The sequence below is a fragment of the Psychrobacter sp. M13 genome (genome assembly GCF_030718935.1).
GTDB classification, from domain to species: Bacteria; Pseudomonadota; Gammaproteobacteria; order Pseudomonadales; family Moraxellaceae; genus Psychrobacter; species Psychrobacter immobilis_G.
Map to the genome: position 1 here is coordinate 2,337,802 of NZ_CP132194.1, position 16,866 is coordinate 2,354,667.

A 16,866-nucleotide genomic window follows, 5' to 3' on the forward strand; every position below is an offset into this window, starting at 1 on the left:
GCCTTAGCGTTAATAAAAATCATTATCATTATTATTGATAATGAGTCTCAATTCATTTATCATGATTGCTTTGATTTTACTCAAACACTATTTGCAAAATCGATATTAATAAAACCACTTTTCTGTTGTTCAGTCGACTTATTAATAGACGATCTAACCCCTGCTAACTACTGAGTTCTTATGTCTAATACTACCCTCTCATCAAGCTCTGTCTCGAACCCTTGTATAGCGCCTTTGTTTAGACGCTCTTTATTGACTACGCTTACCGTATTAGTACTTGCTAGCGTGAGTGTGACAGGCTGCTCATCATCCGACGACACTCAAGACGATACAAAAAAAGAAAATAATAGCGCTGACGTATCTTCAAATATTGCAAACAATGATGCGGTTTCTGTTACCACTATTGATATTGATACGGTAAAAGGGGATGTGAGCTTGCCAATTAACCCCTCACCGCTAGTGGTGTATGACATGACCTTGATGCAGGATTTGGCAGCGCTTGATGTGGCTGTTGATGGTATGCCAAGCGGTCTGCATTTAGATAATTTGCACTCAAAAAACCAGCCCGATCCCAAAGAGGTGGGCACGGTGTTTGAACCAGATCTTGAAGCCCTAAACGCTATGCAGCCGCAAGCTATCTTAGTTGGCTCGCGGATGGCAGAAAAATACAGTGCACTCTCTAGCATCGCCCCGACGCTGGATATGAGTATTGATACTACCAATATCTATGAGTCAAGCAAACAGCGCCTACATGATTTGGGCGCACTATTTGGCAAAAGTGATGAGGCGTTAAAGCTACAGCAAGATATCGACGGTCTTATTGACGAGACAAAAACAGTCACTACTAATAAGGGCAATGGTTTAGTCGTCATGGTTAATGGCAATAAATTATCAGCCTATGGTGATAAGTCGCGTTTTGGCTTTATCCATAGCGTACTTGGCGTGCCTATGGTAGATAATAAAATCGAAGATGGTCGTCATGGTCAGCCAGTATCTTTTGAATATCTGCAAAAAACCAATCCTGATTGGCTATTTGTGATTGATCGTAGTGCGGCTATTGGTGAGGACAGCGCTGGTGCAAAAGCTGTCTTGGACAATCCGTTGGTTGCACAAACAACAGCATGGAAAAAGAATCAAGTGGTGTATCTAAGTCCAGATTCTTACTTAGCATTCGGTGGTTATTATCAGTGGATGCAGGATTTAACAGCGATTAAAACCGCATTTAGCAACGCAAAATAATAGCTTACAACAGCTATCCTTTACGCCAGCCACAAATTAGTAGCCATTATGTCCTTATTTTCTAATCATGCTACTAATCACGACACTAGCAGAGATAACGCTAACAGTGATACCTCCATATCTTCTACGCCATCAAGATGGCAGCAGATAATGGGGCATTTAACCACTGAACCACGCCACATTAAGATAGCGCCTTGGTTGATCAATACTATAAGCCTTATCATCATGGGGTTTTTGGTATTGCTCAGTCTATCGATTGGTGTGGCAGACTTTTCTTGGTCAGGGATTTTTCATAGCTTTATCACTCACAGTGCAAATTCAGATAGCTCGCTGCTGTTCGTCAGTCGCATACCACGGACGATTGCCATTATTTTGACCGGTATTGCTATGGCAGTTGCTGGGATGATTATTCAAGTGGTGCTCAAAAACCGCTTCGTCGAGCCGTCGATGGTTGGTGCCACTCAAAGCGCCGCGCTTGGCTTATTAGTCGTCAGTCTATTCTTTCCTGCCAGCGCATTAATTGTAAAAATGAGTGTAGCAACCATCACAGCGGTATTTGGCATGATGCTATTTATGCTGCTGATTCACCGTATTCCGCCGACTGACTTTTTGATGATTCCGCTAATTGGTATCGTATTTGGTGGGATTATTGATGCTATTACGACCTTTATTGCCTATCAAACTGAAACCTTGCAAATGCTCAGTGTTTGGCAATTTGGCGACTTCTCTAGCGTGTTGGCAGGACGTTATGAGCTGTTATGGTTGACAGGCGGATTGTGTGTCATTGCTTATATTATTGCCGATAAACTGACTATTATAGGTTTAGGAGATAATATCGCTTTGAACTTAGGTATCAGTAAGCGTCAAGTGACTTGGATTGGCGTCGGTATGGTCGCCATGATGAGTGCCGTTGTAGTAGTCACGGTTGGGGTAATACCCTTTATTGGTTTGGTCGTGCCGAATATCGTCAGCCGTATTATGGGTGATAAGCTCAGGCGCAGCTTACCTGCCGTTGCCTTGCTAGGTGCTTCTGCGGTATTGATTTGCGATATTATCGGGCGCTCTATTCGTTATCCATTTGAGGTACCAGTAGCGACCGTATTTGGCGTGGTCGGTACGGTCATATTTTTATGGCTGTTATTACGTGCGCCTGCTGAGACCTAAGCGATCTATATTGTTTAGATGAGCGTTATCCTACTTGCCATTCTCTTTTAAAAGATTAGCGTATGCCTTTGCCGTCTACTGTTGAAAGCTCACATATTGAAAGCTCGAACACCAATACTAGTCATAATGATCATTCATGGCTTGGCAAGCTCTCACGCTTACGATTAACGCTAGTAGCCCACCCCTGCTTGATTGCTACGGTTATTTTGCTTATCTCAGCAATACTGTTTTTGACGATCAATGTGCATGGTTATTGGGATTTTGCGCTACCTTTGCGTGGTAAAAAGCTATTGGCCTTGATGGTTGTCGGCTATGCCATTGGCGTCTCTACACTACTCTTTCAAACCTTAACCCATAATCCTATTTTGACGCCGTCCCTACTGGGCTTTGACTCGCTTTATGTGCTACTGCAAAGCTTATTGGTTTTCTTTTTAGGGGCGATTAGCTTTACCAGTCTGGATCCAGTTGCCAAATTTTCGCTTGAGATTGTGTTGATGTTTGGCGCATCGTTGCTGCTATTTAAAGTGCTGTTTTCCAAAAGCAGTCAGGATTTAACACGGCTGATATTAGTAGGGGTTATTTTTGGGGTGTTATTTCGCAGCTTATCGGCATTAATTGCACGGCTGATTAATCCTGATGATTTCGTCGTTGTACAATCAGCGAGCTACGCCCAATTTAATACGGTGAATCCGCAGCTGCTCGGTATTAGTCTAGCGATTTGTGCTATTAGCGCTGTATTCGTCTGGCGCTGGCGCTATCAATGCGATGTATTGATGCTGGGTAAAGCGCAGGCCGTTAATTTAGGTATTCATTATCAACGCTTAGCATTTGGGCTATTAACCGTCATCGCGGTATTGGTCGCCACCGCTACCGCACTGGTCGGTCCAGTGACTTTTTTTGGCTTATTAGTTTGCGCCTTGACCAATCGACTTGCCAGTAATATGTATCACAGTCAACGGCTCATATTAGTCAGTCTAATCGCCATGATTTGTTTAGTACTTGGCCAAACGCTTTTTGAGCAAGTACTCGGTATGGCGGGCGTATTATCAGTAGTCATTGAGCTGGCGGGCGGATTAGTCTTTTTAGCCTTGATATTTATGAGTCAACGTCGCTCAAGATAGTAAGCATATTAAGTTATCAAAATTCAGCTCATAGAGAGTCAAAGAAAAGTAAAAAATATGATAAAAATAACAGGCGTATCGCATTACATTGGCAAGCAAAAAATCCTGCATGATATTGAGTTATCATTGCCCTCCTCACAAGTAATCGCCTTAATCGGCCCTAATGGTGCGGGAAAATCGACTTTGTTCTCAGTCATGGCGCGCCTGCAACCATTGCAAAGCGGACAAGTAAGCTTTACTGTAGCTAATGAAGAGCAGGATATCATTCAGTGCGATGCACGGACGCTATCTAAAACAGTCGCAATGCTTAGTCAAGACAACCAAGTACAAGGGCGATTGTGCGTTCATGAGCTACTGATGTTTGGGCGCTATCCATACCATCAAGGACAACCTACTGCAAAAGATCAGCAAAAAGTCGATGAGATTATCGAGCGCTTTGAGCTACGACCTTTAGCCGATCGTTTTTTATCTGCCTTATCGGGTGGGCAACGGCAACGGGTGCTTATTGCGATGATTGTCTGCCAAGATACGCCCTATTTACTGCTAGATGAGCCGTTAAATAACCTTGACATGTATCATTCGGGGCGCTTGATGCGTGAATTACGGGAGTTGAGTCATAGTCAACAAAAAACCGTCGTCATTGTCTTGCACGATATCAATCAAGCCGCACAATTTGCCGATACTGTGGTCACTATGAAAGAGGGTCAAGTACAAGCTATTGGTCATCCTGTTGAGGTCATCACCCGACAGACTATGAAGGATCTCTATAACGTCGATGTGACCGTACTTAATCATCAAGGTCGTCCAGTGATTGTAGATGCGGTTTAATGTAGAGCTATAAGCTCTCTTCTGCATCCTGACGCTTGATGACTTTATGTTCATCTTCGCTATTATCCAATTTCCAGTAGCTTGAGATATATAAATGAGTTTTACTGACGTCTTTTTGCTTAAAGTATTGGCGTAGTGCGCGCATACCATTAAATTCGCACGCTGCCCACACTGCAGGTGTACCGTCTAACCAGCTAAGCGCTTTAACACGCTCAAGTAGTGGATAATGACAGTCACTTGCCTGCGCATTAACGACCCATTCAATCTCGATATTCTTTGGTTTTTTCAGAGACTGGATATCGTCTGCGCTTAATACCTCTATGACTGCATAACCAACGGCATCGGCTGGCAGCTGTGCCAAATTGACCGTGATGGCTGGTAGTGCGGTCATATCACCTGCTAACAAAAACCAATCTGCTTCGGAATTAATGTATTTTTTGGGACCTGGACCACCGATCATAATACTGTCACCAATTTTAGTCGTTTTTGCCCACTCGGATGCTGGCCCTTCAGCGCCTTGATGATTAAGACCGTGTAATACAAAATCGACATCTATCTCATGATCACGCTGCTGGATAATAGTATAGGTGCGCATGATAGGTTTTTGGCCTGTATCTTGCGTGAATATAAGTTTGATGTAGGCGCTTTCTTGCTCTGCTGGAAAATCTTTTATGCCTTCTCCTCCCAGCGTAATGCGGCGCATATTGGGCGTAATGTCAGTGATATTTTCAACTTCTAATATTCTTGGGCTAGGTTTAGTCATTTTTAGATCCTTATATTGATATAAGCATATTTGTTTGTTGTATCGTCGATATCAAATAAAATACAGACACTGTGTTAATAAAGGAGATAAGTACAAGGTTTCTTGCATGCTGCGCCTACGCTGATATGAAGCTACAAAAATTTATCCTAGTCTTACTGTACTTTGGTGTGCTGACCTAGCTATAAAGAATCCGCTTAAAACATAGGCTCTTTAGTGCCTTTCAACTGGTTTACCTTTACTTAGATTTTGTATGGCATTTTGGCGTCCTCTCCACCACAAATAGACGCCAGTAACTGACAATATTGCCACTGCCAAACCAACCAATACTAAGAACACCTGATATAGCAGATGACCCGCCCCTTGACCAATGTGCCCCATATGTAATGTCGATAGCCACTGATCGGTTTTGCTACCAAATGATGAATTCTGATAACCGAAATTCACTCTTTCAACTTTACCAGTGGCGGCATCAACGGTTATGGAAGACGCACCGCCCTTTTTACCAATATCTTTGTCAGTTTTAAAACGCATTTGCCACTGGCCGTCATCCTCAACCCAGCGAATGCCTAACAACTGCTGTACCTTTACACTCTTCTGTTGAGCAACGATATTAGCCTGCGCAGTTAAGTATTCGATACTGTTCGCTTTATCAACCACTGCGGCTGTATTTTTCTGGTTAAGCGTCTCTTTATTCGGCTCAGATGTAGATGCTTTTGGCCGACCTTCTCTTGTTTCAAGTCCTACAACTACTCGCATCGTAGGCTGATAAACCTCTTTTAAATTAAAGCCGACACTCGACCACGCAATGATGAACAGTATGACCCAAAGCCATAACCCAAAAGCATGATGTAGGTCATAATTGAGCTTAAAGGTATTGGTCTTAGTACGGATTTTCCACGCGGGTCGCCAGCGCTTAAGCCATGAGCTGCGTTTTTTATTAGGTTTTTTTTGCTTGGCTTGAGTGTTTTTGACTTTTCTTGGCAAAGTTAAATAAAAGCCAATAAAACAATTGATCGTCCATACCAATGAAACGATACCTAAAATTAGCTTACCGATATCACCAAGTAATAGATCACGGTGTAGCCAAAATACCTTATACATGGTATTGCGCCATGCCCACTGTTCTCTATCACGAGTGCCGATGATAGCGCCTGTGTAGGGATCGACATAGACCTCATGAAATGGCGCTGTTACTTGAGCACTCACCTGTTTGCCATACGCTCTATCAACTGCAAATACCGCTGAGCGTGCAGGCTCAATTGAGGTTGGCATAGAGGAGAACTTATAATCAGGATAAGCGCTAATGACACGGTCGTGAAGCATCGCTATGGGTAATTGAGGTGTATCTACAGCTTTAATATAAGCCAATTTATGATTAAATCGCTCATCGAGATCATCGTAAAATGCTAATAACGACCCTGTGATACCCGCGATTATTAAGAAGCCTGCTATTACAAGTCCAGTATAACGATGTATCAAAAGGCAGGCTTTACGAGGACTAAATGTCATGGATGACTCTATTTATAGTAATTTTTACGAAAAAATACCAGCCCTTCTTATTAGAAAAGCTAGTATGAAATTTCAGGATGGCGTTTGCTTAAAATTGATAGCTCAGAGATGCCTTAATATTACGACCAGCCTCAAAGTCAGTAGAGGCATCCGCTGTCGTATTAAGACGAGAGGAATGGCTAGCATAAGTTTCATCAAATAGGTTATACACCCCAAGCGTTGCGGTGACATTATCAAGCTGACGCGGTGCATAGTTCATATACACATCATGCACATCATAGTTTGGCTTGGTATCTCCCTGATTATCGGTAATGGATGCGACATAAGTACTGCGCCATCCTAAACCTACGATATCGCTTGGCTTATAATTTAAGTTCACCATATAGCGATCACCTGAGTCGGCACTACCGCCACTCACTGAGGGAATACTATCACCGGTTTGGTCGCCCTCGCTACGCGCGCGTGAATAGCTCAGTCCCATGCCAAAGTTAGCAGTACTATAGTCAGCCGCCAGCTCAACGCCCTTGATCTCATAGTCTTCATCGCTATTGATCATACCTTGACAGTCTTGCAAGTTACCAGACGCGCCGCGCTCACCAGTCGTACAGTTAAGACCATAGCGACCAGCACGATCGCCGGTTCTGACAAATTGCTGATAGTTTTCGATATCAGTTATGAAGTATTTGGCACTCAATTGTAGTGCGTCATCAGCTACTGTCAACCCGCGTAGCGTTGTTGCAATACCGACCTCAGCATTAGAGCCTTCTTCTGGCTTTAGATCATCATTGACATAAATACCAGCACCATTGCTATTGAAGACGGCCTGCCCTAAGTCAGGACCATTGAATAGTTGCGTATAGCTGGCAAATACTTGCGTACTAGGGGCAATCTCGTAACTGGCCGCTAGTGCGCCAACGACATTGTCATACGTCTGACCGCCCGAGATAAATTCTGGTGATTTATAACGATCATAGCGTACGCCAGGAGTTAAGGTGAGTTTGCCTATATTCCATTGATCCTCGACGTATACAGAAGTATTAGTTGCTTCATCACCCCCTCTTTTTTCAAAGTCTCTGGATAAATCGGATTCTTTTTTATAGTGCTCAACCCCTGTGATGAGCTTATGAGTGCCTTTAATACCTTCAATAACGCTACTGTCAATCAAGCTAGTATTCTGAATTTTACCGCCTGTCGTTTTTACCGTTGCATCAAACTCATAGCGCCCTACATTATCAGAGTCACGTAATATTTGCGTCTCTGTCTGGTAGAGGTTGGTGTCGATATCAATCAGTTGACTTGCAGGATTATAGCTGTGATCAAGCGAATAAGTATCACGGCTTACCTTTTGCGGTATAGGATCATCGGTTAAGCTTGGAAAGTCAGGACGAAACGGAAAGACACCTTCTTTGTCTGTACGGCTAAAGCTTGCGCCTACGTGGTGATCATTGCCAATGTAAGCGCCCGCTTTTAATAAAATATTCTCGCCTTCACTATCTTCAAAAAGCTCACGGCCGCTACCATCTTCGCCAGAATTGGCATCTCGCTTACTATAATAAGCCAATAGATCGATGTTATCAGTCGGCGCGCCATAGATAGTGACTGCGGTTAGTAGCTCATCGTTATTGCTGGCATAACCTGCTTTTAATTTAGCCCCTACTTTTTGGCCTGGCTTAAGTAAGTCTGCCGCATCTACTGTTTCAAAAGCCACAGCGCCGCCCAAAGCATCGTTGCCAAGCGTGACGGAATTATTACCTACTGAGACTTCTGCTTGTTTTAGCAAATCTGGGTCAATCGTCACATCGCCCATGTGATAAAACAGAGCGCCCTCTTGACGTGCGCCATCGATCGTCACTTTTAGATTGGTATCATCAAGGCCGCGTACTCGTACTCGTTGATTGATTGTTGAGGTGCCCCCTACTGTGACACCGGGTATGACATCCAAAAAATCACTCAAGTGATCGGCTTGTGCCGCTGGTGTATAGTCATCTATGTACACAGAGTCCTCTTGCACTTTATCACGTACCGAAGTATTGGCTGTTACTGTGATGGTCTGCAGAGTAGTGTTAGGCATAGTATTGGCTTCATTGGCACTGGCCGCTTGTGAGACGAGCGCTGCCGCTATAGCCATGGATAATACGCTTAAACGATTAACTTTTACATTCATAATTAACTCACTGATAGTATTTATTGACAATCACAATAGGTATCAACATTAATATTATTTAAATATAGCTCCCTATCAGTAATACTTATCGACAATAGGACTCTTAAATATTAACAATAATGTTAATGATAATTATTACTATTTACATAAAGAACGTCATGATAACTAACTAAGTATAATTAAGCAACACTGCTAAAGAATATTTTGGTCTTTTTATCTAGGTCATATCTATAATCTGAACGTATAGGACTAAATGAGCTAAAAAGGCTAAATGTTGGCAGGGATGTGTCAAATAGCTCATCAATATCTCGATATTAATAGCGCTATTATCCTAGCTCTGCTGCAATTTCGCTCTATAAATAGCAGCATTTTTATCACTATTTTCAAATTGAGGACACGCCCTAGGGTCTGTCATTTCATTCAAAACTCTCGTTTTTATTTAACTTTTGACTTTTTATCACTATTTTTCAGAAGAAAAACTTTGTATGACCAGATTTTTATAAACCTCTCATTACTATTACTATAAGCAACGTTTTATATCTTTACTTTTGTAAAATAATTGCATTTTGAGAAAAAAAACATTGCAATCACTTACCTTTTCGCTATACCCTAGAGATAACTGACCAAATGGTCAGCTTTTATATACGTATTGATCAATAAAATTAGCCAGTGACAGTTGGTTTATTTTATTAATTAGCACAAGGACAAGTGTGATTCTTTACTGGCTCTACATTCAGATAGCCAGCAAAGATAGGACTGCAAAGTTACTTTAAAAGGAAGCAATTATGAGTGAAGTCAAAGGTAATCCTGATCTGCTGTATGGTCTACATGACCGTCCAGCGCCAATGAAAGCTTTCTTAGGTGCTGTTCAGCACGTTTTAGCTGCTTTTGTTGGCGTTATCACACCCTCATTAATCATCGGTGGTGCTTTAGGTTTAGGGGAACATATTCCCTACCTTATTAGTATGGCGCTGATGGTATCTGGTGTTGCTACTTTTATCCAAACCCGTACAATTGGTCCTATAGGTTCAGGGCTTATGGCACTGCAAGGAACCAGTTTTGGTTTCTTAGCTGCGGTATTAGCCGCAGGTTTTGTCGTAAAAAACCGCGGCGGTAGTCCAGAGGAGATTCTCTCAGTTATCTTTGGCGTCACCTTTTTAGCCGCTTTTGTCGAGATATTCTTGAGTCAGTTCATCACTAGGCTTAAATCCTTGATGAGTCCTATCGTTACCGGTTGCGTTATCGTCACCATTGGTCTATCGCTAACTAAAGTTGGTCTTACTGATTTAGCAGGCGGTGTTGGTGCCGAAGATTTTGGTAGCATACCGAATTTATTGCTAGGCGGTGGGGTATTAATTAGTGTCGTGCTTATTAGTATCGTCCCTAATAAAGTGATTCGTTCTAGCGCTATTTTTATTGGTCTAATATTAGGCTTAGTTGTCGCCGCATTTATGGGTCGCATTGACTTTTCATTAGTATCACAAGCGCCATTATTAACAGTACCTGTGCCATTTAAATTTGGTTTTGCTTTTGATTGGCAAGCTTTTATTCCTATTGCCTTTATGTATATCATTACCAGTATTGAGACTGCAGGTGATCTAACGGCAACATCCATGATCTCAGGCGAGCCTATCAAAGGCCCACTCTATGAGAAACGCATTAAAGGTGGGGTGTTAGCCGATGGTGTAAACTCTGCCATTGCGGGTATATTTAACAGCTTCCCTGTTACTACTTTTAGTCAGAATAACGGTGTCATTCAGATGACGGGTATTGCCAGTCGTTATGTTGGCTTCTATGTTGGTGGTATCTTGTTCTTTATGGGTCTGTTCCCCATTCTTGGTGCTATCTTCACTCAGCTACCAAAGCCTGTCGTTGGCGGAGTTACGCTACTCATGTTTGCTACAGTAGCTACTGCTGGTATTCGTATTTTATCAACGGTTAACTTTACTCATCGTAATATTCTGATCATTGCCACCTCTTTGGGTCTTGGTTTGGGCGTCGCTTTTGTGCCTGATGTGTTCGCACAAATGCCACAGATGTTCCGTAATATCTTTGGTTCAGCAATTACGATGTCAGGTGTCATCGCTATTGTTCTTGATACGATTTTGCCGAAGAATTATGGTGTTGAGTATGATACTGAAGAGCAGCATTTAGAAGATGGTCTTAAACCACCTAGACAAAAGGTATCTTAATTTAGAACCTTTGCTTTAAAATAATAGTGTGAATAGGGCGCAGTAAATATATCTTTACTGCGCCCTAAGCTTATCTAGATTGGTGTATAACGACTAAAAGGCTTGCAATTGTCAAAACGAGATAAAATATTTTTTAGTTATATGAAATACATAACTGATGCATTGGTTTTATAGATCAACATACAAAATAAGTATATTTGCTTAAACTTTTATAAGCTTATCAACCTATCTGAGCTAACTTATCGTAGTTTTCGCCTTTATCTCTTTGATAGGGACTGTTTTATTCAATACCACAACCGCGCAAGATAAACGGCACCAAAAAGTCAGCGGCTCGTGCTTCATCTTCTTTATCGTAAGCTTCTTTTTGCATTAAGCCCACGATTTCAGTTTCGAATTCAGCATAACGTTGGGTAGTGGCCCAGATCAGTATTAGTAACTGTAGGGGATCAGCAATACCAATCTTGCCTTGGCTGTACCATGACGTCATCACTTGCGTCTTGTCAAGTGCCCAATCTCTCATCGTTGTTGACATAAAGTCATGTAAGTGCGGTGCACCGCCGATGACCTCAATAGCAAATAGCTTATGACGATTGGGATGGGCAAAAGCTTGATGTAACTTAGTACGTACAAACTTCTCTATGACTGTCTTGGGATCACTATCGACCGTCATAGTGACTAGGCCATCATTCCATTCTTCAATGATGGCGCGTAATACTACTTTGTAAAGATTGCGCTTATTCTTAAAGTAATAGTGAATATTGGCTTTGGGTAGCCCTGCTCGATCAGCGATACCTTGCATGGTAGCACCGCGATAGCTTTGCAGGACGAACTCTTCTTCAGCAGCATGTAAGATAATGGCCTGATTATGGGCGCGTATACTGTGCTGACTTCGATGAAGGGATGTCTCTGTTGCATCTGAATCTTTGAGGTGATTATTTTGAGTCATAACAGTCGTAACCTAGATTATTTCAGGATTTTTACTAAGAATATACGGCATTATCTCTAATATAGAAAATAAATATAACTTTTTTTGGCATATACCGCGACAAATGGAAGTTTTTTGTATAAAATAGTTGACCAAATAGTCAGGTTTTAGCACAATAGACAATATTAGACCAAATATGATTTGATTAATATCACTTTAATAGATGATTTTTCGGTTTAAACTGTCATCAATTAGCAAATGCTAATTTTATAAATTATAAATGATAAGAAAAGGATGTCACTATGAGCTTAACCTTAGCGCAATTCAATCAGTTAGACAATGCAGAGTCTACTGCAACGCTGCTGACTTGCTGTACTAGCAGTGCTTGGGCGAGCAGTTTAGCTGCTGAGCGCCCTTTTAGCGATATTGATGCTATGTTAAGCGCTAGTAATGAGGCGTGGAACAAAGCACAAACCAGTGAGGCCAATTTAATAGAAGCTTTTGATGGTCATCCGCAAATCGGTAATGTTGCTACGCTCAAAGAGAAGTACCGCAATACGCAAGACAGTGCCGCTCACGAGCAATCAGGAGCTAGCGAAGCGGATGATCAAGTCTTAGAGGACCTTGCGCAAGGTAATCAAGACTATCTTGATAAGTTTGGCTTTATCTTTATTGTTTTTGCGACGGGCAAAAGCGCTCAGCAAATGCTAGACCTATTGATGGCTCGTCTACCAAATGATCGTGACACTGAGCTGGCTAATGCTTCAGCTGAGCAAAACAAAATCACTCGCTTACGTATTCAAAAGCTATTTGGCCAAGCTTAAGCGGCACTTTATAACTAAGCATTGATTGCTTGTATTCAAATAAATCTAATTATTATAAATAAAGGAAATATTATGTCAGCTACTCTATCCTCACATATTTTAGACACTCATCTTGGTAAGCCTGCGGCTGATATCGACCTAACTCTGCATCGCATCAAAGACGGTGGTGGGGCCACTTTACTAGCGAATGGTACCACTAACGACGATGGTCGCGTAACGCCAGATGGCTGGCAGTTTGACTCAGCTGTTGATAGCAGCGAGCAGAATCTAAGCGCTGGTCGTTATACCATAACTTTCGATACGCAATCTTATTTTGACACGCAAAAGCTAAAAGCTTTTTATCCACAAGTTATCATTGATTTTGTGGTGAGCGATGACGGTCATTATCATATCCCGCTATTACTTAGCGCGCACGGCTATGGTACTTATCGCGGCTCATAATTAAAAAGCCTTGAGTAGTTAGATGCTCAAGGCTTAAGTAAGCGGCAACAGCCATAGATTAGTACAGATATAAAAAGGCAAGGAAGCGCTTGTAACACCGAGCATGTAAGCAATAATCGTTACAAGTTACCAAGACATAGCAACAAAAAAGGACACTGCCACATGGGCGCATATCTTCTCGATTGGTTAGCATTATTTTTCCGCTGGTTTCACGTTATCGCTGGGGTGGCATGGATTGGTGCCTCATTTTACTTTGTATGGCTAGATATGAGTCTGCAGAAGCCACCCGAATGGAAGGCCAAAAAAGGTATTTCAGGTGACTTATGGGCAGTACATGGTGGTGGTTTTTATGAAATCGCTAAGTATAAGCTTGACCCTGAAGAGATGCCAAAGACTTTGCATTGGTTCAAATGGGAAGCTTATACGACATGGCTGACTGGTGCGGCGATGATGGCTATCGTTTACTACGCCAATGCAACGGCTTACTTAATTGATCCAAGTAAGGTTGATTTTGGTAGTAATATCGGTGCTATTGCTACAAGTATTTTATTCTTACTTGTCACCTACGCTATTTATGAAGGGGTTGTCCGTAGCCGTATCGGCAAAAATAAGATGGTTTTTAGTATCACTATCTTTGTACTGATGATTATTGCCACTTATATTTCATATCAGTTATTTAGTGATCGCGCCTCATTCATTCACGTTGGTGCCATTTTGGGTACGATCATGGCCGGTAACGTATTCTTCGGAATTATGCCCGCTCAGCGTGCACTAGTAGATTGCGTTCGTAAAGGTGAAAAGCCAGGTCCAGAAGTAGCAGAATTAGCATTAATGGCTAGAAACCGCTCATTAATGAATAACTACTTCACCCTACCGCTAATCTTTACTATGATTAGTAACCACTATCCAATGATGTATTCACATACGCATGGTTGGTTAGTACTGGTATTCGTCGGTATCATCACTGCAACCGCTCGTCATTACTTTAACCAAAAGCATTTGGGTCATCATCAACCAAAATACCTAATTATTCCAGCAATAGCGACTGTATTGCTCATTATTTGGATGCGTCCTGCACCGATTGAGCCGCTACCTGTTCCACCCGTAGCGGCGGCTCAGCCAGTAGCAGATATTGCGCCACCTACTGGTGAAGCTGTCGTCGCTGGAGCGGCTCCAATTGCAGGCGCTGCGGCTGTTCCTGTAGCTGCCTCAGCTGATGATGCGGTGATAGGTGTTGTACAGGCAAAATGTAGCGTTTGCCATATGGCACAACCCACACAAGCAGGATTCAATGCGCCACCAGCGGGTATTATTATCCAAACGCCTGAAGACATGAAAACTTGGAAAGCTAAAATTGTAACTGCAGTACAGACGGGTTATATGCCGTTAGGTAACATCACTCAGCTGACTGATGAAGAGCGCTCACAGATCGTCGCTTATGCTTCAGGGCTATAATATTGAATCTTGACATTTAAATTCTAATAACTCTTATATCTATAAAATAGCCAGTCCATGACTGGCTATTTTTATGGGTAAATAAGCTGGTTTTGATTCTATTTACCTTCATTTTATCTCCCTCTTATACTGGCCAACTAGACACATATTTGTCTTAATCTCAAATATTATTCATTATTTTGCGTTTTGATAGGTCATTTCTGCCCATTTTTATTGAAATAAGTGAATAATTCTCTTGACCAATAACTGATACACCCTTAAAGTGTTAACAATCAATATATATAATTGTTAACAATATACTATGTGAAGTGTTAATAATATTGGTTTTAGTTGATTTCACTTCACAAGGAGAAAGGGATGTCTAGTGTCAACAAGCAAGGAAATCAGCTTAATAAACAATATGATGGTCAACTCTACGACTGTAAAACTTTCAATCCAGAACGTAAGAACTCAAGGCTCTATAACGAAGACTTAGCCCCTTTGCAGCCTGAGCAGCGTAACTGGGGCTGGTTCTCTATATTTAATGTCTGGTCTAATGATATTCAAAGCTTGTTTGGCTATACCCTTGCTGCCTCCTTGTTTTTGAGTTATGGCTTGAGCGGTTGGTGGGTGATGGCTGCTATTATCTGCGCAGGCTTTATTGTCATGCTCATGGTGAATTTGACAGGAAAACCCAGCGTAAAATATGGCGTGCCCTTTCCTGTACTGATACGAGCCAGTATGGGAGTCAATGGCGCTAACTTGCCCGCTGTACTACGAGCGATTATCGGTATTTTTTGGTACGGGGTGCAGACCTATTTTGCTTCAACCGCCGTTGCCATCTTACTAGCGGTATTTATGGGTAGCTCAGATAGCACTTTTTTAGGCTTAAACGGTACGGCATGGTTGGCCTTTGTCATCGTCTGGGTTTTTCAGATTATGCTGTTCTGGGCAGGTATAGAGCCTATCAAGCACTTTTTGAACTGGGCAGGTCCACTAGTCTATGTGGTGATGGTCGTATTAATGGGCATGATTTGGTATCAATCAGGCTCAGAGCTGATACCAGCGATCAACTCTATCTTTACTGGCGGTAGCGACTACGCGGGAACATCTCTTCAAGCCTTTACCGCTATTGTTGGGACTATGGTGGCCTACTTTGCCGCTGTGGTGATTAACTTTGGTGATTTTTCACGCTTTTTATGTAGCGAGCGTGATATGCGTAAGGGCAATTTGATTGGTCTACCCATCAATATGCTATTTTTCTCTTTCATTGCTTTAATCATTACCGCAGGAACTTTAGTGTTGTTCGGTGAGGCGTTGACTAATCCATCAGATATTGTTGAACGTGTTGACTCACTACCTTTGACTATTATTGCCGCTTTAACGTTTTTTGCCGCTACAGTTGGTATTAACATGGTTGCCAACTTCATTCCACCCGCTTATGATTTAGCAAACTTGTTTCCAAAGCATATTAACTTTCGTCGTGGTGGTTTGATCACCGCTGTGATTGCATTTTTTGTAGGGGCGCTTTGGTTGTCTTTTATTAGTCAGATTGGCATTGTCGGTTTTGTGAATACGGTTGGGGCTATTATCGCACCGTTCTTTGGAATTTTGGTCATTGATTACTATGTTATCAGACGCCAACACATTGATATGAATGATCTATTCTCAGACCGTCCAGATGGCGCTTATTACTATACGAAAGGTTGGAATATTCGTGGGCTAATTGCTTTTGCAATCGGTGCACTATTCTCTGTCGCTACCGTATTAATACCTGTATTTGCCAAATTTGAAGGCTATGGCTTTTTACTAGGTGCAGCTATTGGCGGTATTGTTTACTGGGTATTGATGCGGCAGTTCACAGTTGAACCCAATCAGCTGACAAAATAGCTAAAATAGAGAGAATATTAGGATAAATGATATAATATTCTCTTTATTTTTACTTTTATCAATACAAGCTGATAATTTACTTGACCAAATGGTCAGATGCCCTTAAAGTAAAAGCCATAACTGCATTTTGTATCTGCTTATGAGTGTTTAACACGCTTGAGCAACATTCAAAGATTATTCGGCACCTCTTTGCCACCTCATTATCTTCAAGTAACCTCTGTAATTGCTAGATGAAAGCTAAGCGTCTACTATGATGCTTACCATTTATACGCAAGTCTAAATAATTAATTGCTTATTAGAGTTAGGGTCTGTTGAGCATTCATAAATGAGCACTGCTGATAGCTAAAATGGTTCTAGTCTAGGTAAAAATCG

General features: G+C 41.8%; 13 protein-coding genes. 9 read left to right on the forward strand and 4 right to left on the reverse strand.

The window, feature by feature from the left end:
- Positions 1-180: 180 nt before the first annotated feature.
- The 4 genes from Q9G97_RS09830 (at position 181) to Q9G97_RS09845 (ending at position 4,352) form a co-directional block, all read left to right on the forward strand.
- On the forward strand, positions 181-1,239 hold the full coding sequence (locus tag Q9G97_RS09830; protein ID WP_305898663.1) for a siderophore ABC transporter substrate-binding protein: 1,059 nt from the start codon (positions 181-183) through the stop codon (positions 1,237-1,239).
- A gap of 48 nt (positions 1,240-1,287) precedes the next feature.
- Positions 1,288-2,403 (forward strand): ABC transporter permease, encoded by a 1,116-nt coding sequence (locus Q9G97_RS09835; RefSeq protein ID WP_305898664.1) that lies wholly within the window; start codon positions 1,288-1,290, stop codon positions 2,401-2,403.
- A 62-nt stretch (positions 2,404-2,465) separates the two neighbouring features.
- Positions 2,466-3,524, forward strand: coding sequence for an iron chelate uptake ABC transporter family permease subunit (locus Q9G97_RS09840; RefSeq protein WP_305898665.1), 1,059 nt, complete (start codon positions 2,466-2,468; stop codon positions 3,522-3,524).
- A 57-nt stretch (positions 3,525-3,581) separates the two neighbouring features.
- Entirely contained in the window at positions 3,582-4,352 is a 771-nt protein-coding gene (locus tag Q9G97_RS09845) for an ATP-binding cassette domain-containing protein (protein WP_305898666.1), read from the forward strand.
- Positions 4,353-4,359: 7 nt separating this feature from the next.
- On the opposite strand, the gene Q9G97_RS09850 is transcribed toward Q9G97_RS09845, so the two are convergent.
- The 3 genes from Q9G97_RS09850 to Q9G97_RS09860 all read right to left on the reverse strand — a co-directional run bounded on the left by Q9G97_RS09850 (position 4,360) and on the right by Q9G97_RS09860 (position 8,788).
- Entirely contained in the window at positions 4,360-5,115 is a 756-nt protein-coding gene (locus tag Q9G97_RS09850; RefSeq protein WP_305898667.1) for a siderophore-interacting protein, read from the reverse strand.
- Between the two features lie 210 nt (positions 5,116-5,325).
- Positions 5,326-6,624, reverse strand: a complete 1,299-nt coding sequence (locus Q9G97_RS09855; protein ID WP_305898668.1) for a PepSY domain-containing protein — start codon at positions 6,622-6,624, stop codon at positions 5,326-5,328.
- An 88-nt stretch (positions 6,625-6,712) separates the two neighbouring features.
- The gene (locus Q9G97_RS09860; RefSeq protein ID WP_305898669.1) at positions 6,713-8,788 is read right to left on the reverse strand and encodes a TonB-dependent receptor domain-containing protein; all 2,076 of its coding nucleotides are present in this window, start codon (positions 8,786-8,788) and stop codon (positions 6,713-6,715) included.
- A gap of 785 nt (positions 8,789-9,573) precedes the next feature.
- Here Q9G97_RS09860 and Q9G97_RS09865 point away from each other — a divergent pair.
- Positions 9,574-10,980 carry a uracil-xanthine permease family protein gene (locus tag Q9G97_RS09865; protein WP_201569821.1) on the forward strand — a complete coding sequence of 469 codons (1,407 nt, stop codon included), beginning with the start codon at positions 9,574-9,576 and terminating at the stop codon, positions 10,978-10,980.
- 280 nt (positions 10,981-11,260) lie between these two features.
- Here Q9G97_RS09865 and Q9G97_RS09870 read toward each other — a convergent pair whose 3' ends face one another.
- A complete protein-coding gene (locus tag Q9G97_RS09870; RefSeq protein WP_201569822.1) occupies positions 11,261-11,926 on the reverse strand; it encodes a TetR/AcrR family transcriptional regulator in 666 nt (221 codons plus the stop codon).
- A 281-nt stretch (positions 11,927-12,207) separates the two neighbouring features.
- Here Q9G97_RS09870 and uraD point away from each other — a divergent pair, with 281 nt between their 5' ends.
- The 4 genes from uraD to Q9G97_RS09890 all read left to right on the forward strand — a co-directional run bounded on the left by uraD (position 12,208) and on the right by Q9G97_RS09890 (position 16,494).
- Positions 12,208-12,729 (forward strand): 2-oxo-4-hydroxy-4-carboxy-5-ureidoimidazoline decarboxylase, encoded by a 522-nt coding sequence (gene uraD / locus Q9G97_RS09875; RefSeq protein WP_305898670.1) that lies wholly within the window; start codon positions 12,208-12,210, stop codon positions 12,727-12,729.
- Between the two features lie 72 nt (positions 12,730-12,801).
- On the forward strand, positions 12,802-13,170 hold the full coding sequence (gene uraH, locus Q9G97_RS09880) for a hydroxyisourate hydrolase (RefSeq protein WP_305898671.1): 369 nt from the start codon (positions 12,802-12,804) through the stop codon (positions 13,168-13,170).
- Between the two features lie 162 nt (positions 13,171-13,332).
- Positions 13,333-14,625, forward strand: coding sequence for a urate hydroxylase PuuD (locus Q9G97_RS09885; RefSeq protein ID WP_305898672.1), 1,293 nt, complete (start codon positions 13,333-13,335; stop codon positions 14,623-14,625).
- Positions 14,626-14,982: 357 nt separating this feature from the next.
- Entirely contained in the window at positions 14,983-16,494 is a 1,512-nt protein-coding gene (locus Q9G97_RS09890; RefSeq protein ID WP_305898673.1) for an NCS1 family nucleobase:cation symporter-1, read from the forward strand.
- Positions 16,495-16,866: the final 372 nt, after the last annotated feature.